Raw genomic sequence first — 15,382 nt, forward strand, 5'->3', positions numbered from 1 at the left:
AAGAGAGCTAACGACCGGGATAAAAGATGGCTGTACACTAATGACGAATTGATAAACAAAATAAATAACATATGTCAAAATCATAGTTTTAGCTTCACTTCAAAAAAATCAGTGAGCCCAAAATCCCTTGCGGAATTTCTATATAAAATAGACTTCATCATCGCTCGAGATGAAGGTCCAGACGGCAAGATCCGTTGGACACAGTTTGACCAAAACCGTCTGCTTCAAAGTCAATTTGTTGACTTTGGCTATAAGTGGGAGGTTCACCCAGCTTATCGCTGGGCATTGCAACCTAAATCTGTCCACGAAATTCTTGAAGGCATTGCCATGACTGAGTAATCACCCATCCATCTTCAGCGCCTGAATAAACGCCGTCTGCGGGATCTCGACCTTGCCGAACTGGCGCATCTTCTTCTTGCCGGCCTTCTGCTTCTCCAGCAGCTTCTTCTTGCGCGTCGCGTCGCCGCCGTAGCATTTCGCGGTCACGTCCTTGCGCATCGCCGACAGCGTCTCGCGCGCGATCACGCGCGAGCCGATCGCGGCCTGGATCGGGATCTTGAACATGTGGCGCGGGATCAGTTCTTTCAGCTTTTCGACCATGACCCGGCCGCGCGATTCCGCCCGGTCGCGGTGCACCATGATCGACAGCGCATCGACCGGCTCGTCGTTCACCAGGATCGACATCTTGACCAGGAAATCCTCGCGGTATTCCGAAAGCTGGTAGTCGAAGCTGGCATAGCCCTTGGTCACCGATTTCAGCCGGTCATAGAAGTCGAACACCACCTCGGCCAAGGGAAGGTCATAGACCACCATGGCGCGGTTGCCGGCATAGGTCAGGTCCATCTGGATGCCGCGGCGGTCCTGGCACAGCTTCAGCACGTCGCCCAGGTATTCGTCGGGCACCATGATCGTGGCCTTGATGCGCGGCTCCTCGATATGGTCGACATAGGTCAGGTCGGGCATGTCGGCGGGGTTGTGCAGTTCGCGCACCTCGCCGTCCTTCATGTGCAGGCGGAACACCACCGAGGGCGCGGTGGTGATCAGGTCGAGGTCGTATTCGCGTTCCAGCCGGTCGCGGATCACCTCCAGGTGCAGCAGGCCCAGGAAGCCGCAGCGGAAGCCGAAGCCCAAGGCGGCCGAGGTCTCCATCTCGTAGGAGAAGCTCGCGTCGTTCAGCGCCAGCTTCTCGATGGCGTCGCGCAGGGCCTCGAAATCGTTGGCATCGACCGGGAAGAGGCCGCAGAACACCACCGGCTGCGCCGGCTTGAAGCCCGGCAGCGGCGTGTCGGTGCCCTTGCGTTCGTGGGTGATGGTGTCGCCGACGCGGGTGTCGCGGACCTGCTTGATCGAGGCGGTCAGCACGCCGATCTCGCCCGGGCCCAGTTCGGCGATGTCCTGCATCTGCGGGCGCAGCACGGCGAGCTTGTCGATGCCGTAGACGGCATTGGTCTGCATCATGCGGATGCGGTCGCCCTTTTTCACCACGCCGTCCATGACGCGGATCATCACCACCACGCCCAGATAGGCGTCATACCACGAATCGACCAGCATCGCCTTCAGCGGCGCGTTGCGGTCGCCCTTGGGGGCGGGCAGGCGGGTGACGATGGCCTCCAGCACGTCGGGGATGCCGAGGCCGGTCTTGGCCGAGATCGGGATCGCGTCCGAGGCGTCGATGCCGATGACTTCCTCGATGTTTTCCTTGACCCGCTCGGGTTCCGCGGCCGGCAGGTCGATCTTGTTCAGCACCGGCACGATCTCGTGCCCGGCGTCGATGGCCTGGTAGACGTTGGCGAGCGTCTGCGCCTCGACGCCCTGGCTGGCATCGACGACCAAGAGCGAGCCCTCGACCGCGCGCATCGAGCGGCTGACCTCATAGGCGAAATCGACGTGGCCGGGGGTGTCGATCAGGTTCAGCACATAGGTGCGCCCGTCGCGCGCGGGATATTCGATGCGCACGGTGTTGGCCTTGATGGTGATGCCGCGCTCGCGCTCGATGTCCATGCTGTCGAGCAGCTGGGCCTTCATGTCGCGTTCGGCCACCGTCCCCGTCAGCTGGATCAGGCGGTCGGCCAGGGTGGATTTGCCGTGGTCGATATGGGCCACGATCGAGAAATTGCGGATGAGGTCAAGGTCGGTCATGGCCGGGCTATACAGGGGCTTTGGCGTTGCGGAAAGGGGTTTCAGAGCGTCGCGAAGCCGGCTTCGCGCAGCTGCCGCCGGCGCAGCGCCGCCTCGCGCCACATCATGTAGCAGCCCGAGGCGACGATGATCGCGGCGCCGGTCAGGGTCAGCGTGTCGGGCCGCTCGGCGAAGACCAGGAAGGCGAGGATCAGGGCAAAGACCAGCCGGGCATAGCGATAGGGCGCGAGCGCCGAGGCCTCGCCCAGCCGGGTGGCGGCGACCAGCAGCGCATAGCCGCCGACGCCGACGGTGATGCAGGCCAGAAACAGCAGCCATTGCCGCGGGCTCGGCATGACGAAGTCCTGCCCCAGCACCAGCCCCATCAGCACCGAGGCGACCAGGATGGCGAAGAAGGCCGAGGCGGCCAGCTGGTCGGAATGGATATGCGCGGGCACGCGGCGGGTGGCGATGTCGCGCGCCGCCAGGCCCAGCACCGCCAGCAGCGCCATCAGCGACACCGGCTGGAACCCCGCCAGCCCCGGCCGGATCACCAAGAGCACGCCGAGAAAGCCCGCGATGATCGCGCTCCAGCGCCGCCAGCCGACCGGCTCGCCCAGAAACAGCGCCGCGCCCAGCACGATGGCCAGGGGCAGCGCCTGCATGATCGCCGAGGTCGAGGACAGCTCGGTCAGCGCCAGCGCCACCACGATGCCGATCGAGCCCACCGCCTCCATCAAGCCGCGGAACAGCACGATGGGGCGCATCAGGTCGCGGGTGAACAGCCGCCCGCCCTTGAGCTTCAGCATGGCGGCGAAGGCCAGGAAGCCCAGAAGCCCGATCAGGCCCAGCACCTGCGCAAAGGGCAGCTCGGCCGAGAGCAGCTTGATGAACATGTCCTCGAAGGCGAACAGCACCATCGAGACGACCATCAGGATCGCGCCGCGGAAATTTTCGGTGACCATCAGCCGCAGCCTTCGTGCTAAAGGGGGGAATTGCGCCGGTGGCGCCTTGCCGCGATCATAGGCAGATCAGCGGCCGAGCGAAAGGATGGGCGAATGAAATTCCGCGTCGAGGACATGAGCTGCGGCCATTGCACCGCCGCCATCGAAAAGGCCGTGGCCGAGGCCGGCGGCAGGGCGGCGACCGACCTGGCCGCGCGCAGCGTCAGCGTCGAGGGGCTGGAGCCCGAGCGCGCCGCGCAGGTGATTCGCGACGCCGGCTATACGCCGCAGCCGGCCTGAGCGGCAGCGGCGAGCCTGGCGCATATCTTGCGTCTCTGCCCTCGCGCCGCCGCGATCCGTGGTCACGGCCGCGCGATTGAGCCGAGAGCGGGCTTCTGCTAGAGTCCTGCGGATAAGATCTGCGGCCTCAAAGGGGCATGAACCCCATCGCCGTGGCAGGAGCCGAGGAGACAGAGATGATGAACCGCCTGATGATCGCCGCCGCCGCGGTGGTCCTGACCGCGCCGCTTGCCGTCGCCGGTCCCATCGATTCCGCCTGCATGCGGTCGGATCGCGGCGCCAGCAACCGCCAGACCTGCGGCTGCATCCAGCAGGTTGCCGACCAGACGCTGTCGCGCGCCGACCAGCGCCGCGCCGCGCGCTTCTTCCGCGATGCGGATGCGGCGCAGGAGGTGCGCATGTCGAAAAGCGATTCCGACAACGCCTTCTGGGCGCGCTACAAGAATTTCGCGTCAGCGGCCGAGGCCTATTGCGCGCGCTGAGGATGATCCGATGCGCATCGCGGTGCTGACCGGGGCCGGGATCTCGGCCGAAAGCGGGATCAGGACGTTCCGCGCCACCGACGGGCTGTGGGAGGAGCACCGCATCGAGGACGTGGCGACGCCCGAGGGCTTTCGCCGCGACCCCGCGCTGGTGCATCGCTTCTACAACACCCGCCGGGCCGATGCCGCCCGCGCCCAGCCCAATGCCGCGCATCGGGCGCTGGCGGAACTGGCCCGGCACCACCAGGTTACGCTGATCACCCAGAACGTCGACGACCTGCACGAGCGCGGCGGCTCGGCCGAGGTCATCCACATGCACGGCAGCCTGCTCGGCGCGCTTTGCGCGGCTTGCGGCCATCGCTGGCCGGCCGCGCTGGTCATGCGCGTGTCGGATGCCTGCCCGGGTTGCGGCGCGCCGCAGACGCGGCCCGACATCGTCTGGTTCGGCGAGATTCCCTATCACATGGAGCGGATCTGGGAGGCGGTCGAGACGGCCGAGATCTTTGCCGCCATCGGCACCTCGGGCCAGGTCTATCCGGCGGCGGGGCTGGCGCAGCACGCGCGCCGCGCCGGGGCGCGCACGGTCGAGCTGAACCTTGCCGCCTCGGCCGTCGCGGGCGATTTCGGCGAGCGGCTGACCGGCCCCGCGACGCGGGTCGTGCCGGAGTGGGTCGCGACGCTGTGCCGTTGAGGCGCGGGGCGGGAACGGGGATGGCGACCCGTCCGTGAAGGGCGGCGCGGCCCTGCGCAGAGCGATCGCGGCCGCGTGGCCGAGAAAACCCCGAAACGCAACGCGGCGGCCGGGCCATTTGCCCCGCCGCCGCGCCGGTCCTGCAGCGCGGGGTCGCCCCCCGCGCGATGTCCTCACATGCCCTTGTACAGCGGGAATTTCGCGCAGAGCGCCTCGACCTCGGCCTTGACGCGGGCCTCGACCTCGGCGTTGCCGGCCTCGCCGTTCGAGGCCAGCCCGTCCACCACCTCGACGATCCAGCGCGCGATCTGGCGGAACTCCGCCTCGCCGAAGCCGCGCGTGGTGCCGGCCGGCGCGCCCAAGCGCACGCCCGAGGTCACGAAGGGCTTCTCGGGGTCGAAGGGCACGCCGTTCTTGTTGCAGGTGATATGCGCCCGACCCAGCGCCGCCTCGGTCGCCTTGCCGGTCACGCCCTTGGGACGCAGATCGGCCAGGCACAGGTGGTTGTCGGTGCCGCCCGAGACGATGTCGATGCCGCCCTTCATCAGCTCGTCGGCCATGGCCTGCGCGTTCTTCACCACCTGGGCCGCGTAATCGCGAAAGCCCGGGCGCAGCGCCTCGCCGAAGGCCACCGCCTTGGCCGCGATCACATGCATCAAGGGGCCGCCCTGCAGGCCGGGGAACACCGCCGAGTTGATCTTCTTCGCGATCTCGGCATCGTTGGTCAGCACCATGCCGCCGCGCGGGCCGCGCAGGGATTTATGCGTCGTCGTGGTCACGACATGGGCATGCGGCAAGGGCGAGGGATGCTGGCCGCCCGCCACCAGGCCCGCGATATGGGCCATGTCGACCATCAGGTAGGCGCCGACCTCGTCGGCGATCTTGCGGAACTCGGCCCAGTCCCAGATGCGGCTGTAAGCGGTGCCGCCGGCGACGATCAGCTTGGGCTTGTGCTCATGCGCCTTTTTCCGCACGTCCTCCATGTCCAGCAGCTGGTCCTGCTGGCGCACGCCGTAGCTGACGACGTTGAACCACTTGCCCGACATGTTGACCGGCGAGCCATGCGTCAGGTGGCCGCCCGAATTGAGGTCGAGCCCCATGAAGGTGTCGCCGGGGCTGAGCAGCGCCAGGAACACGGCCTGGTTCATCTGGCTGCCCGAATTCGGCTGCACATTGGCGAAGCCGCAGTCGAACAGTTGCTTGGCGCGCTCGATCGCCAGGTCCTCGACGATGTCGACATATTGGCAGCCGCCGTAATAGCGCTTGCCCGGGTAGCCCTCGGCGTATTTGTTGGTCAGGACCGAGCCCTGCGCCTCGAGCACCGCCTTCGAGACGATGTTCTCGGACGCGATCAGCTCGATCTCGTCGCGCTGCCGGCCAAGCTCCTGACGGATCGCCCCGAAAATCGCAGGGTCGCGGCTGTCGAGTGTTTCGGTGAAAAATCCGGTGTCGGTCATCTTGTCCCTCATGCAAAAAGACGGCTCGGCCGGGTTCTAGCGGCTTTTGCCGCGTCCCGCTAGGACGGATGCGACGCGGGTTCGGTAGATTATCCCATATGCCAAAGGGTCTTGCGCCCGCGCCGCCCGGCGCCATGATGGCGGGCATGAAGCTGCATTTCATCGCCTCGAGCACCGAAACCGCCGTCACCGCCGCCGAGACGCTGTCCGAGCGCTATGGCCATGTGCCGCTGCGCGAGGCCGAGGTGATCGTCGCCCTGGGCGGCGACGGGCTGATGCTGTCGGTGATGCATCAGAATCGCGGGCTGCCGGTCTATGGCATGAACCGCGGCACCATCGGCTTCCTGATGAACAACTACTCGGTCCATGACCTGACGGCCCGCATCGCCGAGGCCGAGGAGACGGTGATCCACCCGCTGGCGATGACCGCCGGCACCACCGACGGGCACGAGCATTGCGCGCTGGCGATCAACGAGGTCAGCATGTTGCGCGCCGGCCCGCAGGCGGCGCGGCTGCAGATCAGCGTGAACGGCACGGTGCGCATGCCGGAACTGGTCTGCGACGGGGCGCTGCTGTCGACCCCGGCGGGTTCGACCGCCTATAATTATTCGGCGAACGGGCCGATCCTGCCCTTGGGCAGCGACGTGCTGGCTCTGACCGCCATTGCCGCCTTCCGGCCCCGGCGCTGGCGCGGCGCCATCCTGCCCAGCGCCGCGACGCTGCGCTTCGACGTGCTGGAACCCGACAAGCGCCCGGTCATGGCCGATGCCGATTCGCGCGGCGTCGATTCGGTCTTGTGGGTCGAGGTGCGCTCGGAAACCTCGGTCAGCCACCGCTTGCTGTTCGACCCCGGCCACGGGCTGGAGGAACGGCTGATGCGCGAACAATTCGTTTGAGGCCGTGACCGGGGCAGGGTAAAGGGCCGGGCATGAGCAACGCCCCCATTCTTCCGCCCGAAATCGCCCGCCGCCGGACCTTCGCGATCATCTCGCACCCGGACGCCGGCAAGACCACGCTGACCGAGAAGTTCCTGCTGTTCGGCGGCGCGATCCAGATGGCCGGCCAGGTCCGCGCCAAGGGCGAGGCGCGGCGCACCCGCTCGGACTTCATGAAGATGGAGCAGGACCGCGGCATCTCGGTCTCGGCCTCCGCCATGAGCTTCGAGTTCGGCGAATACCGCTTCAACCTGGTGGACACGCCCGGCCACAGCGACTTTTCCGAGGACACCTATCGCACGCTGACCGCGGTGGACGCCGCGATCATGGTCATCGACGGCGCCAAGGGGGTGGAAAGCCAGACCCGCAAGCTGTTCGAGGTCTGCCGGCTGCGCGACCTGCCGATCCTGACCTTCTGCAACAAGATGGACCGCGAGAGCCGCGACACCTTTGAGATCATCGACGAGATCCAGGAGAATCTGGCCATCGACGTGGCGCCGGTCAGCTGGCCCATCGGCATGGGCCGCGACTTCATCGGTGCCTATGACCTCTTGCACGACCGGCTAGAGATCATGGACCGCGCCGACCGCAACAAGGTCGCGGAGACGGTGCAGATCACCGGGCTCGACGACCCCAAGCTGGCCGAGCATGTGCCGGCCGAGCAGCTGGCGAAGCTGCGCGAAGAGCTGGAGATGGCGCGCGAACTGCTGCCCGCCTTCGACCGCCAGTCCTTCCTGGAGGGGCACATGACGCCGATCTGGTTCGGCTCGGCGATCAACAGCTTCGGCGTCAAGGAGCTGATGACCGGCATCGGCGAGTTCGGCCCGGCGCCGCAGCCGCAGAACGCCGCCGAGCGCCAGATCTCGCCCGAGGAAAACCCGGTGACCGGCTTCGTCTTCAAGGTGCAGGCCAATATGGACCCCAAGCACCGCGACCGGGTGGCCTTCGTGCGCCTGGCCTCGGGACATTTCGAGCGTGGGATGAAGCTGCTGCATGTGCGCTCGAAGAAGCCGATGGCGGTCTCGAATCCGGTGCTGTTCCTGGCCGCCGACCGCGAGCTGGCCGAGGAGGCTTGGGCGGGCGACATCATCGGCATCCCGAACCACGGCCAATTGCGCATCGGCGACGCGCTGACCGAGGGCGAGGCGCTGCGCTTTACCGGCATCCCCAGTTTCGCGCCCGAGCTTTTGCAGACCGTGCGCGCGGGCGATCCGATGAAGGCCAAGCATCTGGAAAAGGCGCTGATGCAATTCGCCGAGGAGGGCGCGGCCAAGGTGTTCAAGCCGATGATCGGTTCGGGCTTCATCGTCGGCGTGGTCGGCGCGCTGCAATTCGAGGTGCTGGCCAGCCGGATCGAGATCGAATACGGCCTGCCGGTGCGGTTTGAATCGTCGCAATTCACCAGCGCGCGCTGGGTCGCCGGGCCCAAGGACAAGGTCGAGGCCTTTGCCCAGGCGAACAAGGGCCATATGGCGCAGGACCATGACGGCGACCTGGTCTATCTGACGCGGCTACAATGGGACATCGACCGCGTCGGGCGCGACCATCCCGAGCTGAAGCTGACGGCGACGAAGGAGATGATGGTCTGAGACGCAGCAGGAGGCCTTTGCGGCCTGCATGGTTGCCATCCGGCCTTGCAGAGTCGGCGCAGAAAGGCCGCCTTGCTGCGTGGAGGCAAATTGAGCATGTGCATGGCGTGGAGCGGAGTGCGGCATGCCGCCCACGGCTTTGCGCGGATTTCTGACCTATGCCGGGACCGGCGTGACTGATCGCGGCCGATAAGTCCAAGCGGATCGACTTCCAGCGGAACCTGATTCCCGGCCGCCGGCTTAGTGTGCGCAATGGAACGGCCACCCCGCGCTTGCCGACCTGCCCTAATCCGCCACCTCATCCGTCCAGACCGTGAACTCGCGCAGTTCATGCGTGCCGAAGCTCGAGATCAGGGCGGCGTCGGCGGCATCCCTGCCGTGGCCGATGGTGATGCGGCCGATGCGCGGCGCGTTGTTGCGCGGGTCGAAGGTCCACCAGCGGCCCGACAGCCAGACATGCATCCAGGCGGCGAAATCCATCGGATCGGGGCTTTTCGGCACACCGATGTCGCCCAGGTGGCCGAAGGCATAGCGCGCCGGGATATTCAGGCAGCGGCACAGCGTAATGGCCAGATGCGCGAAGTCTCGGCACACGCCCTTGCGCTCGGCATAGGCGCTGTGGGCGGTGCGGAACTGGTCCGCATCGCCATAGCTGAAGGCCAGATGGGCATGGGCAAAGTCGCAGATCGCCTGCACCCGCGCCCAGCCCGGGGCCACCTGGCCGAACAGATCCCAGGCCAGTTCGCCCAGGAGATCGGTCTCGCAATAGCGGCTGGCGGCGAGATAGGGCAGCACCGCGTCGGGCAGGGCCTCGACCGGGCTTTCCTCGGCCGCGGGAAACACCGGGTCGGGCAGGCCGCTGTCGGCGATCACCGCATCGCTTTCCAGCGTGAAGCACCCGCCCGGAGCGGTCAGCCGGGTGCGCAGGTTGCCGAACATGTCGATATGGGTCGCATGCGGCACGGCGGGATCGGTGCGGAACGCCTCGGGCGCGCGCAGGTCCAGCCGGCGTTCCGGGCGCGCCGTCAGCTGCGCGATCAGCGGCAGCGGCGCGGCGGATTCCAGTGTGATGCGATAGCCATAGCGGATCAGCATCAGGCGACCGTCACCTCCATGGTGATCTCGGCATTCAGCACCTTGCTGACCGGGCAGCCCTTTTCGGCCTTGCGGGCGGCGTCCTCGATCACGGCCTTGTCGCCCGTGCCGGTGATGGTGGTGCTGAGATGCGCGGTCTTGATCGCGAAGCCGTCGCCTTCCTGGTCGAGGCCGATCTTCGAGGTGGTCTGGATGGTTACCTCCGTCACCCCGGCCTCGGCCAGGATCTTCGACAGCGCCATGCTGAAGCAGGCGGCATGGGCGGCGCCGATCAGCTCCTCGGGGTTGGTGCCGGGCTTGCCCTCGAAGCGGGTGTTGAAGCCATAGGGCTGGTCCGAGAGCGCGCCCGATTTGGTCGAGATCACGCCCTTGCCGTCCTTGAGCCCGCCCTGCCATTTCGCCGAGCCATAGTTCACGATCATGATCCGTCCTCCGGTTTGCTGCGATGGGGTCGGGGGCACAACGCGCGACGGCTTGCGCGGTTTCACCCGCCGGCCTATGCCGGCCGGCAAGCAGGGGAAGGGGAGACGCATGCCGCTGCACGAACTGGCGGCGCTGGGTGCGGCCGCCTGCTGGGCCATCACCGGGATGCTGTCGCAACCGGCTGCGCCAGGCTATGGTGGCGGCCATGCTGGCCGTGATCGTGCTGGCGACCGGGCGCTGGCACGGCATCGCCGCGGCCGACCTGTGGCGGCTGTCGCTGTCGGGCATCGTCGGCATCTTCCTGGGCGATACGCTGCTTCACGTGGCGCTGATCCGGCTGGGCCCGCGCCGCTCGGGGGCGCTGTTCGCCATGAACGCGCCGATGGCGGCGCTGATGGGCTGGCTCGCCCTGGGCGAGGCGCTGTCCCCGGCCGCCGTGCTGGGCGTGGTGCTGTCCACGCTGGGCGTCGCCATGGCGGTGCTGGGCCGGCCGGGCCGCGCCGGCGGGCATCGCTTCGAGGCGGTGCAGGGCTCGGTCTGGGTCGGAGCCGGCTTCGGCCTGCTGGCGGCGGCGGGGCAGGCGCTGGGGTCGCTGATCGCGCGGCCGGTCATGGCCGAGGGCTTCGACCCCTATGTCGCCTCGCTGATCCGGGTGGCGGTCGCGGTCGCTTGCCTGATGCTGCTGATGGCGCTGCCGATCCGCGCCGTGAAGCCGCTGGGCCGGCCGTCGCCGCGGGTGCTGCTGCTGACGGCGCTGTCGGGGCTGATCGCCATGGTCACCGGCATGACGCTGCTGATGTTCGCCTTGCAGGGCGGCAAGGTCGGCATCGTCTCGACGCTGTCGGCGCTGTCGCCGGTGCTGATCCTGCCGGTGCTCTGGGCGATGACCGGGGCGCGGCCTTCGGCCACGTCATGGGCGGGGGCGGCGCTGGCGGTCGCCGGCATGGCGCTGATCTTCCTGCGCTGACGGCTTTGTCACTTGCCCGGATGCGCGCGCCGCGCTTGCATGGCGGCGCAGACACAAGGAGAATCCCATGCGTATCATCCCCTTCGCCCTGGCAGCCCTGCTGGCCGCGCCCGCCCTGGCGCAGGAGCCGGCGGCGCATGCCGGCCATGACGGCGGCTCGGCCTCGGACGCGGCCTATGAGCAGGTCATGGAGAAGATGCATGAAGACATGATGATCGACTACAGCGGCGATGCCGATGTCGATTTCATGCGCGGCATGATCCCGCATCACCAGGCCGCCATCGACATGGCCAAGGTGGCGCTGGAGCACGGCAAGGATCCGGAGGTGCGCAAGCTGGCCCAGGAGGTCATCGAGGCCCAGAGCGCCGAGATCGCGCAGATGCAGGAATGGCTGAAGGCGCATGACAAGGCCGAATAGCCGCGTCCCGGCCCGGCCGGCGGTGGGGGCCGACTGCCCCCACGCCCCCGTGAGTATTTTCGAAACAGTGAAGGCGGGAGCCTGCGCCGTCCCGCCGGGGGTCAGGCCTTGATCGCCGCCCGGACCGCCACGATCCGGGTCGCCGCCTGGGCGGCCTCGCGGCCCTTCTTCACGAAATGCTCGCGGAAGATGGCGGTGTGATGCTCGGTTTCCTGGTAGTGATGCGGGGTCAGCGACACCGAGAGCACCGGGACGCCGCTGTCCATGCCGGCGCGCATCAGCCCGTCGACCACGGCCTGGGCGACGAAATCGTGGCGATAGATGCCGCCGTCCACCACCAGCGCGGCGCAGGCCACGGCGCCGTAGCGGCCGGTCTGCGCCAGGTCGCGGGCCAGAAGCGGCATCTCGAAGGCGCCGGGGACGTCGAAGACGTCGACCTGGTCGCGCGGCACGATTTCGCAGAAGCCTTCCAGCGCCTGGTCGACGATGTCGGAATGCCAGTTCGCCTTGATAAAGGCATAGCGGGTGTGTGTCATGCGGGATCTCCTTTCCAAGTGACACGTCACCCAAGGCGATCACATGAGGGCCGCGCCCCTTGGGGGCGGCTCGCACGCTCTCTTTCATCCGGACTGTGACCGTCGGCCCAGGAATCGCACCTGGTCTGCTGACCCCTGATCCGGCCAGACCAGCCGGGGCAAGGCGCTCGCGGGCTTGCATCGCTGCTTACCGCCGGTGGGGAATTCCGCCCCGCCCTGAGAACCCGGCCTTGATGCCAGCAGGGCGCGCGCGATGCAAGGGTCAGAGCAGCCGCTCGGCCTCTTGAATCGCGAAACGGTCCGTCATGCCTGCGACATAATCGAGGACGATTCGCGCCCGCTGCGTCTCGTCCGCCGCCGTCTCGGCGGCCTGGAACCAGTGCTCGGGCATTTTCGAGGGGTCGTTCAGAAACAGCGGGAAGAGGCCGTTCAGCATCTCGGTCACGCGCCGGCGCTCGACCACCACGGTGGGGGCGCGATACATGCGCTGGAACAGGAACAGCTTGATCGCCTTGAGGTTCTGGTAGAGCGGCTTCGAGAAGCGGATGATCGGCCCCTCCATGGCGCGGATGTCGTCCGCGCTTTGCGGCTGCAGGCTGGCGAGGCGGTTCTGGGCGACGGCGATCACGTCCTCGACCATCACGCCGAAGACCCGGCGCAGCGCCTCGTGCCGGCGCCGCATCGGTTCCAGGCCCGGGTGCAGCGCATCGACCCGCGCGAAGGCCTCGCCCACCACCGGCAGCTCGGCCAGGTCGGCCTCGGAGAAGAGACCGGCGCGCAAGCCGTCGTGCAGGTCGTGGTGGTTATAGGCCACGTCGTCGGCCACCGCCGCCACCTGCGCCTCGGCGCTGGCGTTGGTGTGCAGTTCCAGATCCCATTCCGCGTTCACCTCGGCCAGGGCATAGGGCAGGGGACCGGTGACGGGGCCGTTATGCTTGGCGATGCCCTCCAGGCTTTCCCAGGTCAGGTTCAGCCCGTCGAAATCGGCGTAGTGGCGTTCCAGTTTCGTCACGATGCGCAGCGCCTGGGCATTGTGGTCGAAGCCGCCATAGGGCGCCATCAGCGCCGCCAGCGCATCCTCGCCGGTATGGCCGAAGGGCGGGTGGCCGAGGTCATGGGCCAGCGCCACCGTCTCGGCCAGGTCGGTGTTCAGGCCCAGCGTGCCGGCGATGGTGCGGGCGACCTGCGCCACCTCGATCGTATGGGTCAGGCGGGTGCGGTAATAGTCGCCCTCGTGCTCGACGAAGACCTGGGTCTTGTGCTTGAGCCGGCGAAAGGCCGAGGAATGGATGATGCGGTCGCGGTCGCGCTGCCAGGGGCTGCGAAAGGTGGACATGCGCTCGGGCCAGCGGCGGCCGCGGCTTTCTTCGGGCTGGCAGGCATAGGGGGCCGTCATCTCGTCCGTTCCTTGCAGGCGTTTGCGGCGAACCCTATATTCCATGCCTGACGACGGAAACGGGAACGCCCCATGAACGTGGAACTGAACCTGCCCCCGAAGGTGACCGAGCGCGCCTTCCAGCGCCTGGCCGAGATCAACGAGGGCGGCCCGGCGCGGCCCTTGCGGGTCGCGGTGGCGGGCGGCGGCTGCTCGGGCTTTCAATACGACATCCGGCTGGACGACGCGGCCGAGGATGACTTGCTGCTGCAAGGCGGCGGCCAGACCGTGGTGGTCGACCCGGTGTCGCTGCCTTTCCTGGCCGGCGCTACCATCGACTTTGCCGATGAGCTGATCGGGGCGCGCTTCACCATCGACAACCCGAACGCCAGTTCGTCCTGCGGCTGCGGCACCTCGTTTTCGATCTGATCTGGCGCGGGCCGGCGCGGGCCGCTAACCTGCGCGGCATGAAAATCGCGACATTCAACATCAACGGCGTCCGCGCCCGGATCGAGACCCTGACCGGCTGGCTTTCCGAGGCCCAGCCCGACGTCGTGGTCCTGCAAGAGATCAAGTGCCAGGACGAGGGCTTTCCGCGCGAGCCCATCGCCGATCTCGGCTACAATATCGAGACGCATGGGCAAAAGGGCTTCAACGGCGTCGCCATCCTGTCGAAGCTGCCGCTCGAGGATGTGGCGCGTGGCTTGCCGGGCGACGACATCGACGAGCAGTCGCGCTATATCGAGGCGACGGTGCTGGGCACCCGCGCCGTGCGTGTCGCCGGGCTCTACCTGCCCAACGGCAATCCGCAGCCCGGGCCGAAGTTCGACTACAAGCTGGCCTGGATGGCGCGGCTGCAGGCCCAGGCGCGACGGCTTCTGGACAGCGAGATGCCGGCGGTGATGCTGGGCGACTACAACGTCATTCCCGAGACGCGCGATGCCGCCCGGCCCGAGAAATGGCGGAATGACGCGCTGTTCCAGCCCGAAAGCCGCGCCGCGCTGCGCCGCATCCTGTTCGACGGCTGGACCGATGCGGTGCGCCTGCGCGACCCGGATGCGACGCGCGGGCCCTTCACCTTCTGGGACTATCAGGCCGGCGCCTGGCAAAGGGACGACGGCATCCGCATCGACCATGTGCTGCTGTCGCCGCAGGCCGCCGACCTGCTGATCGACCTGGGCATCGACCGCGACGAACGCGCCAAGGACAAGCCCAGCGACCACGTCCCGGTCTGGGTCGACTTGGACGCCTGAGCGGGTTCAGATCCGTGGGGCCGCGCGCCTTCCGCGCCGCTGCGGCCCGGTTCTCCGCCAACGCGCCGGAACCAATCGACCTCTGCGTTGGTTCGCCTCCAGATCTCTCCGGTCAGGTGATGTGATGGCGAAAGACCTCCGGTTCGGCCCGCTGGGGCCCGAGACGCTGCATCTTTGCGTCGACATGCAGAAGCTGTTCGCGCCCGGCTCGCCCTGGGCGGTGCCGTGGATCCAGAAGACCCGGCCGGCCGTCGCCACCCTCGTCGAGGCCCAGCCGGCGCGCACGGTCTTTACCCGCTTCATCCCGCCGGTGCGGCTGGATCACGCGCCGGGCAGCTGGGCGCGCTATTACGCCGGCTGGCCGGGGATGCTGCGCGAAAACCTCGACCGGTCCTGGCTCGACCTGCTGCCGGAACTGGCGCGGCACACGCCTCCGGCGCGGGTCGTCGACAAGGCGGTCTATTCGCCCTGGCACGATGGCAGCCTGCATCGGTTCCTGCGCGGTGCCGGGATTTCGGCCCTGCTGGTCAGCGGCGGCGAAACCGACGTCTGCGTGCTTGCCACCGTGCTGGGTGCGGTCGACCTGGGATATCGGGTGGTGCTGGTCGCCGATGCGCTTTGCTCGTCCACGGATGCGGGCCATGACGCGGGAATGACGCTTTATCGCCAACGCTTTTCGCATCAGATCGAGACCGTCTGCCTGGAAGAGGCACTGGAGGCCTGGCGACCGGAGTAACGGCCAGGCGCACAAGTCGCGCGCCGTCTGGCCGGAAAGGGAAAGGGGGCCTTGTGGCCCCCC

General features: G+C 67.5%; 18 protein-coding genes and 1 riboswitch. Of the genes, 11 read left to right on the top strand and 7 right to left on the bottom strand.

The window, feature by feature from the left end:
• Window positions 1-339: hypothetical protein (locus ASV56_RS23910; RefSeq protein ID WP_216635364.1), on the top strand; the 339-nt coding region annotated here is incomplete at its 5' end.
• Here ASV56_RS23910 and lepA read toward each other — a convergent pair.
• Together lepA and ASV56_RS01100 are read right to left on the bottom strand one after the other, a co-directional pair.
• Window positions 340-2,139: a translation elongation factor 4 gene (gene lepA / locus ASV56_RS01095; RefSeq protein ID WP_062560428.1), complete on the bottom strand. Its 1,800-nt coding sequence runs from the start codon at window positions 2,137-2,139 to the stop codon at window positions 340-342. It lies immediately after the preceding gene.
• Window positions 2,140-2,180: 41 nt separating this feature from the next.
• Window positions 2,181-3,083, bottom strand: a complete 903-nt coding sequence (locus ASV56_RS01100) for a DMT family transporter (protein ID WP_062560429.1) — start codon at window positions 3,081-3,083, stop codon at window positions 2,181-2,183.
• A gap of 93 nt (window positions 3,084-3,176) precedes the next feature.
• Between ASV56_RS01100 and ASV56_RS01105 the strand changes: the two genes are divergently transcribed.
• From ASV56_RS01105 to ASV56_RS01115, 3 genes are all read left to right on the top strand, one after another.
• Window positions 3,177-3,362 carry a heavy-metal-associated domain-containing protein gene (locus tag ASV56_RS01105; RefSeq protein ID WP_062560430.1) on the top strand — a complete coding sequence of 62 codons (186 nt, stop codon included), beginning with the start codon at window positions 3,177-3,179 and terminating at the stop codon, window positions 3,360-3,362.
• A 176-nt stretch (window positions 3,363-3,538) separates the two neighbouring features.
• Window positions 3,539-3,844 (top strand): hypothetical protein, encoded by a 306-nt coding sequence (locus ASV56_RS01110; protein ID WP_411969799.1) that lies wholly within the window; start codon window positions 3,539-3,541, stop codon window positions 3,842-3,844.
• 10 nt (window positions 3,845-3,854) lie between these two features.
• A complete protein-coding gene (locus ASV56_RS01115; protein ID WP_062560431.1) occupies window positions 3,855-4,535 on the top strand; it encodes an NAD-dependent deacylase in 681 nt (226 codons plus the stop codon).
• Window positions 4,536-4,708: 173 nt separating this feature from the next.
• On the opposite strand, the gene glyA is transcribed toward ASV56_RS01115, so the two are convergent.
• A complete protein-coding gene (glyA, locus tag ASV56_RS01120) occupies window positions 4,709-5,992 on the bottom strand; it encodes a serine hydroxymethyltransferase (protein ID WP_062560432.1) in 1,284 nt (427 codons plus the stop codon).
• 146 nt (window positions 5,993-6,138) lie between these two features.
• On the opposite strand from glyA, the gene ASV56_RS01125 reads away from it, so the two are divergent.
• Window positions 6,139-6,888, top strand: a complete 750-nt coding sequence (locus tag ASV56_RS01125; RefSeq protein WP_062562183.1) for an NAD kinase — start codon at window positions 6,139-6,141, stop codon at window positions 6,886-6,888.
• 32 nt (window positions 6,889-6,920) lie between these two features.
• Window positions 6,921-8,516 (top strand): peptide chain release factor 3, encoded by a 1,596-nt coding sequence (locus ASV56_RS01130; protein ID WP_062560433.1) that lies wholly within the window; start codon window positions 6,921-6,923, stop codon window positions 8,514-8,516.
• A gap of 285 nt (window positions 8,517-8,801) precedes the next feature.
• Here the strand turns inward: ASV56_RS01130 and ASV56_RS01135 are convergent, their stop codons facing one another.
• Both ASV56_RS01135 and ASV56_RS01140 read right to left on the bottom strand, forming a co-directional pair.
• On the bottom strand, window positions 8,802-9,611 hold the full coding sequence (locus tag ASV56_RS01135) for a transglutaminase-like domain-containing protein (protein WP_062560434.1): 810 nt from the start codon (window positions 9,609-9,611) through the stop codon (window positions 8,802-8,804).
• Window positions 9,611-10,033 carry an OsmC family protein gene (locus tag ASV56_RS01140; RefSeq protein WP_062560435.1) on the bottom strand — a complete coding sequence of 141 codons (423 nt, stop codon included), beginning with the start codon at window positions 10,031-10,033 and terminating at the stop codon, window positions 9,611-9,613. The genes ASV56_RS01135 and ASV56_RS01140 overlap by 1 nt, the downstream gene beginning before the upstream one ends.
• 206 nt (window positions 10,034-10,239) lie before the next feature.
• On the opposite strand from ASV56_RS01140, the gene ASV56_RS01145 reads away from it, so the two are divergent.
• Both ASV56_RS01145 and copM read left to right on the top strand, forming a co-directional pair.
• Complete coding sequence (locus tag ASV56_RS01145; protein ID WP_253879810.1) at window positions 10,240-11,001, top strand: DMT family transporter; 762 nt, start codon at window positions 10,240-10,242, stop codon at window positions 10,999-11,001.
• 67 nt (window positions 11,002-11,068) lie between these two features.
• Window positions 11,069-11,419, top strand: a complete 351-nt coding sequence (gene copM / locus ASV56_RS01150; protein ID WP_062560436.1) for a CopM family metallochaperone — start codon at window positions 11,069-11,071, stop codon at window positions 11,417-11,419.
• 101 nt (window positions 11,420-11,520) lie between these two features.
• On the opposite strand, the gene ASV56_RS01155 is transcribed toward copM, so the two are convergent.
• On the bottom strand, window positions 11,521-11,955 hold the full coding sequence (locus tag ASV56_RS01155; protein ID WP_062560437.1) for a 6,7-dimethyl-8-ribityllumazine synthase: 435 nt from the start codon (window positions 11,953-11,955) through the stop codon (window positions 11,521-11,523).
• Window positions 11,956-12,027: 72 nt separating this feature from the next.
• Window positions 12,028-12,183, bottom strand: a riboswitch (FMN riboswitch).
• Window positions 12,184-12,217: 34 nt separating this feature from the next.
• A complete protein-coding gene (locus ASV56_RS01160; RefSeq protein WP_062560438.1) occupies window positions 12,218-13,351 on the bottom strand; it encodes a deoxyguanosinetriphosphate triphosphohydrolase in 1,134 nt (377 codons plus the stop codon).
• Window positions 13,352-13,423: 72 nt separating this feature from the next.
• Between ASV56_RS01160 and ASV56_RS01165 the strand changes: the two genes are divergently transcribed.
• The 3 genes from ASV56_RS01165 to ASV56_RS01175 all read left to right on the top strand — a co-directional run bounded on the left by ASV56_RS01165 (window position 13,424) and on the right by ASV56_RS01175 (window position 15,319).
• A complete protein-coding gene (locus ASV56_RS01165; protein WP_172823719.1) occupies window positions 13,424-13,759 on the top strand; it encodes a HesB/IscA family protein in 336 nt (111 codons plus the stop codon).
• 38 nt (window positions 13,760-13,797) lie between these two features.
• Window positions 13,798-14,583 (top strand): exodeoxyribonuclease III, encoded by a 786-nt coding sequence (gene xth / locus ASV56_RS01170; RefSeq protein ID WP_062560439.1) that lies wholly within the window; start codon window positions 13,798-13,800, stop codon window positions 14,581-14,583.
• 124 nt (window positions 14,584-14,707) lie between these two features.
• Window positions 14,708-15,319 carry a cysteine hydrolase family protein gene (locus ASV56_RS01175; protein ID WP_062560440.1) on the top strand — a complete coding sequence of 204 codons (612 nt, stop codon included), beginning with the start codon at window positions 14,708-14,710 and terminating at the stop codon, window positions 15,317-15,319.
• The last annotated feature ends 63 nt before the right edge of the window (window positions 15,320-15,382 follow it).

The sequence above is a fragment of the Paracoccus aminovorans genome, assembly GCF_001546115.1.
GTDB classification, from domain to species: domain Bacteria; phylum Pseudomonadota; class Alphaproteobacteria; order Rhodobacterales; family Rhodobacteraceae; genus Paracoccus; species Paracoccus aminovorans_B.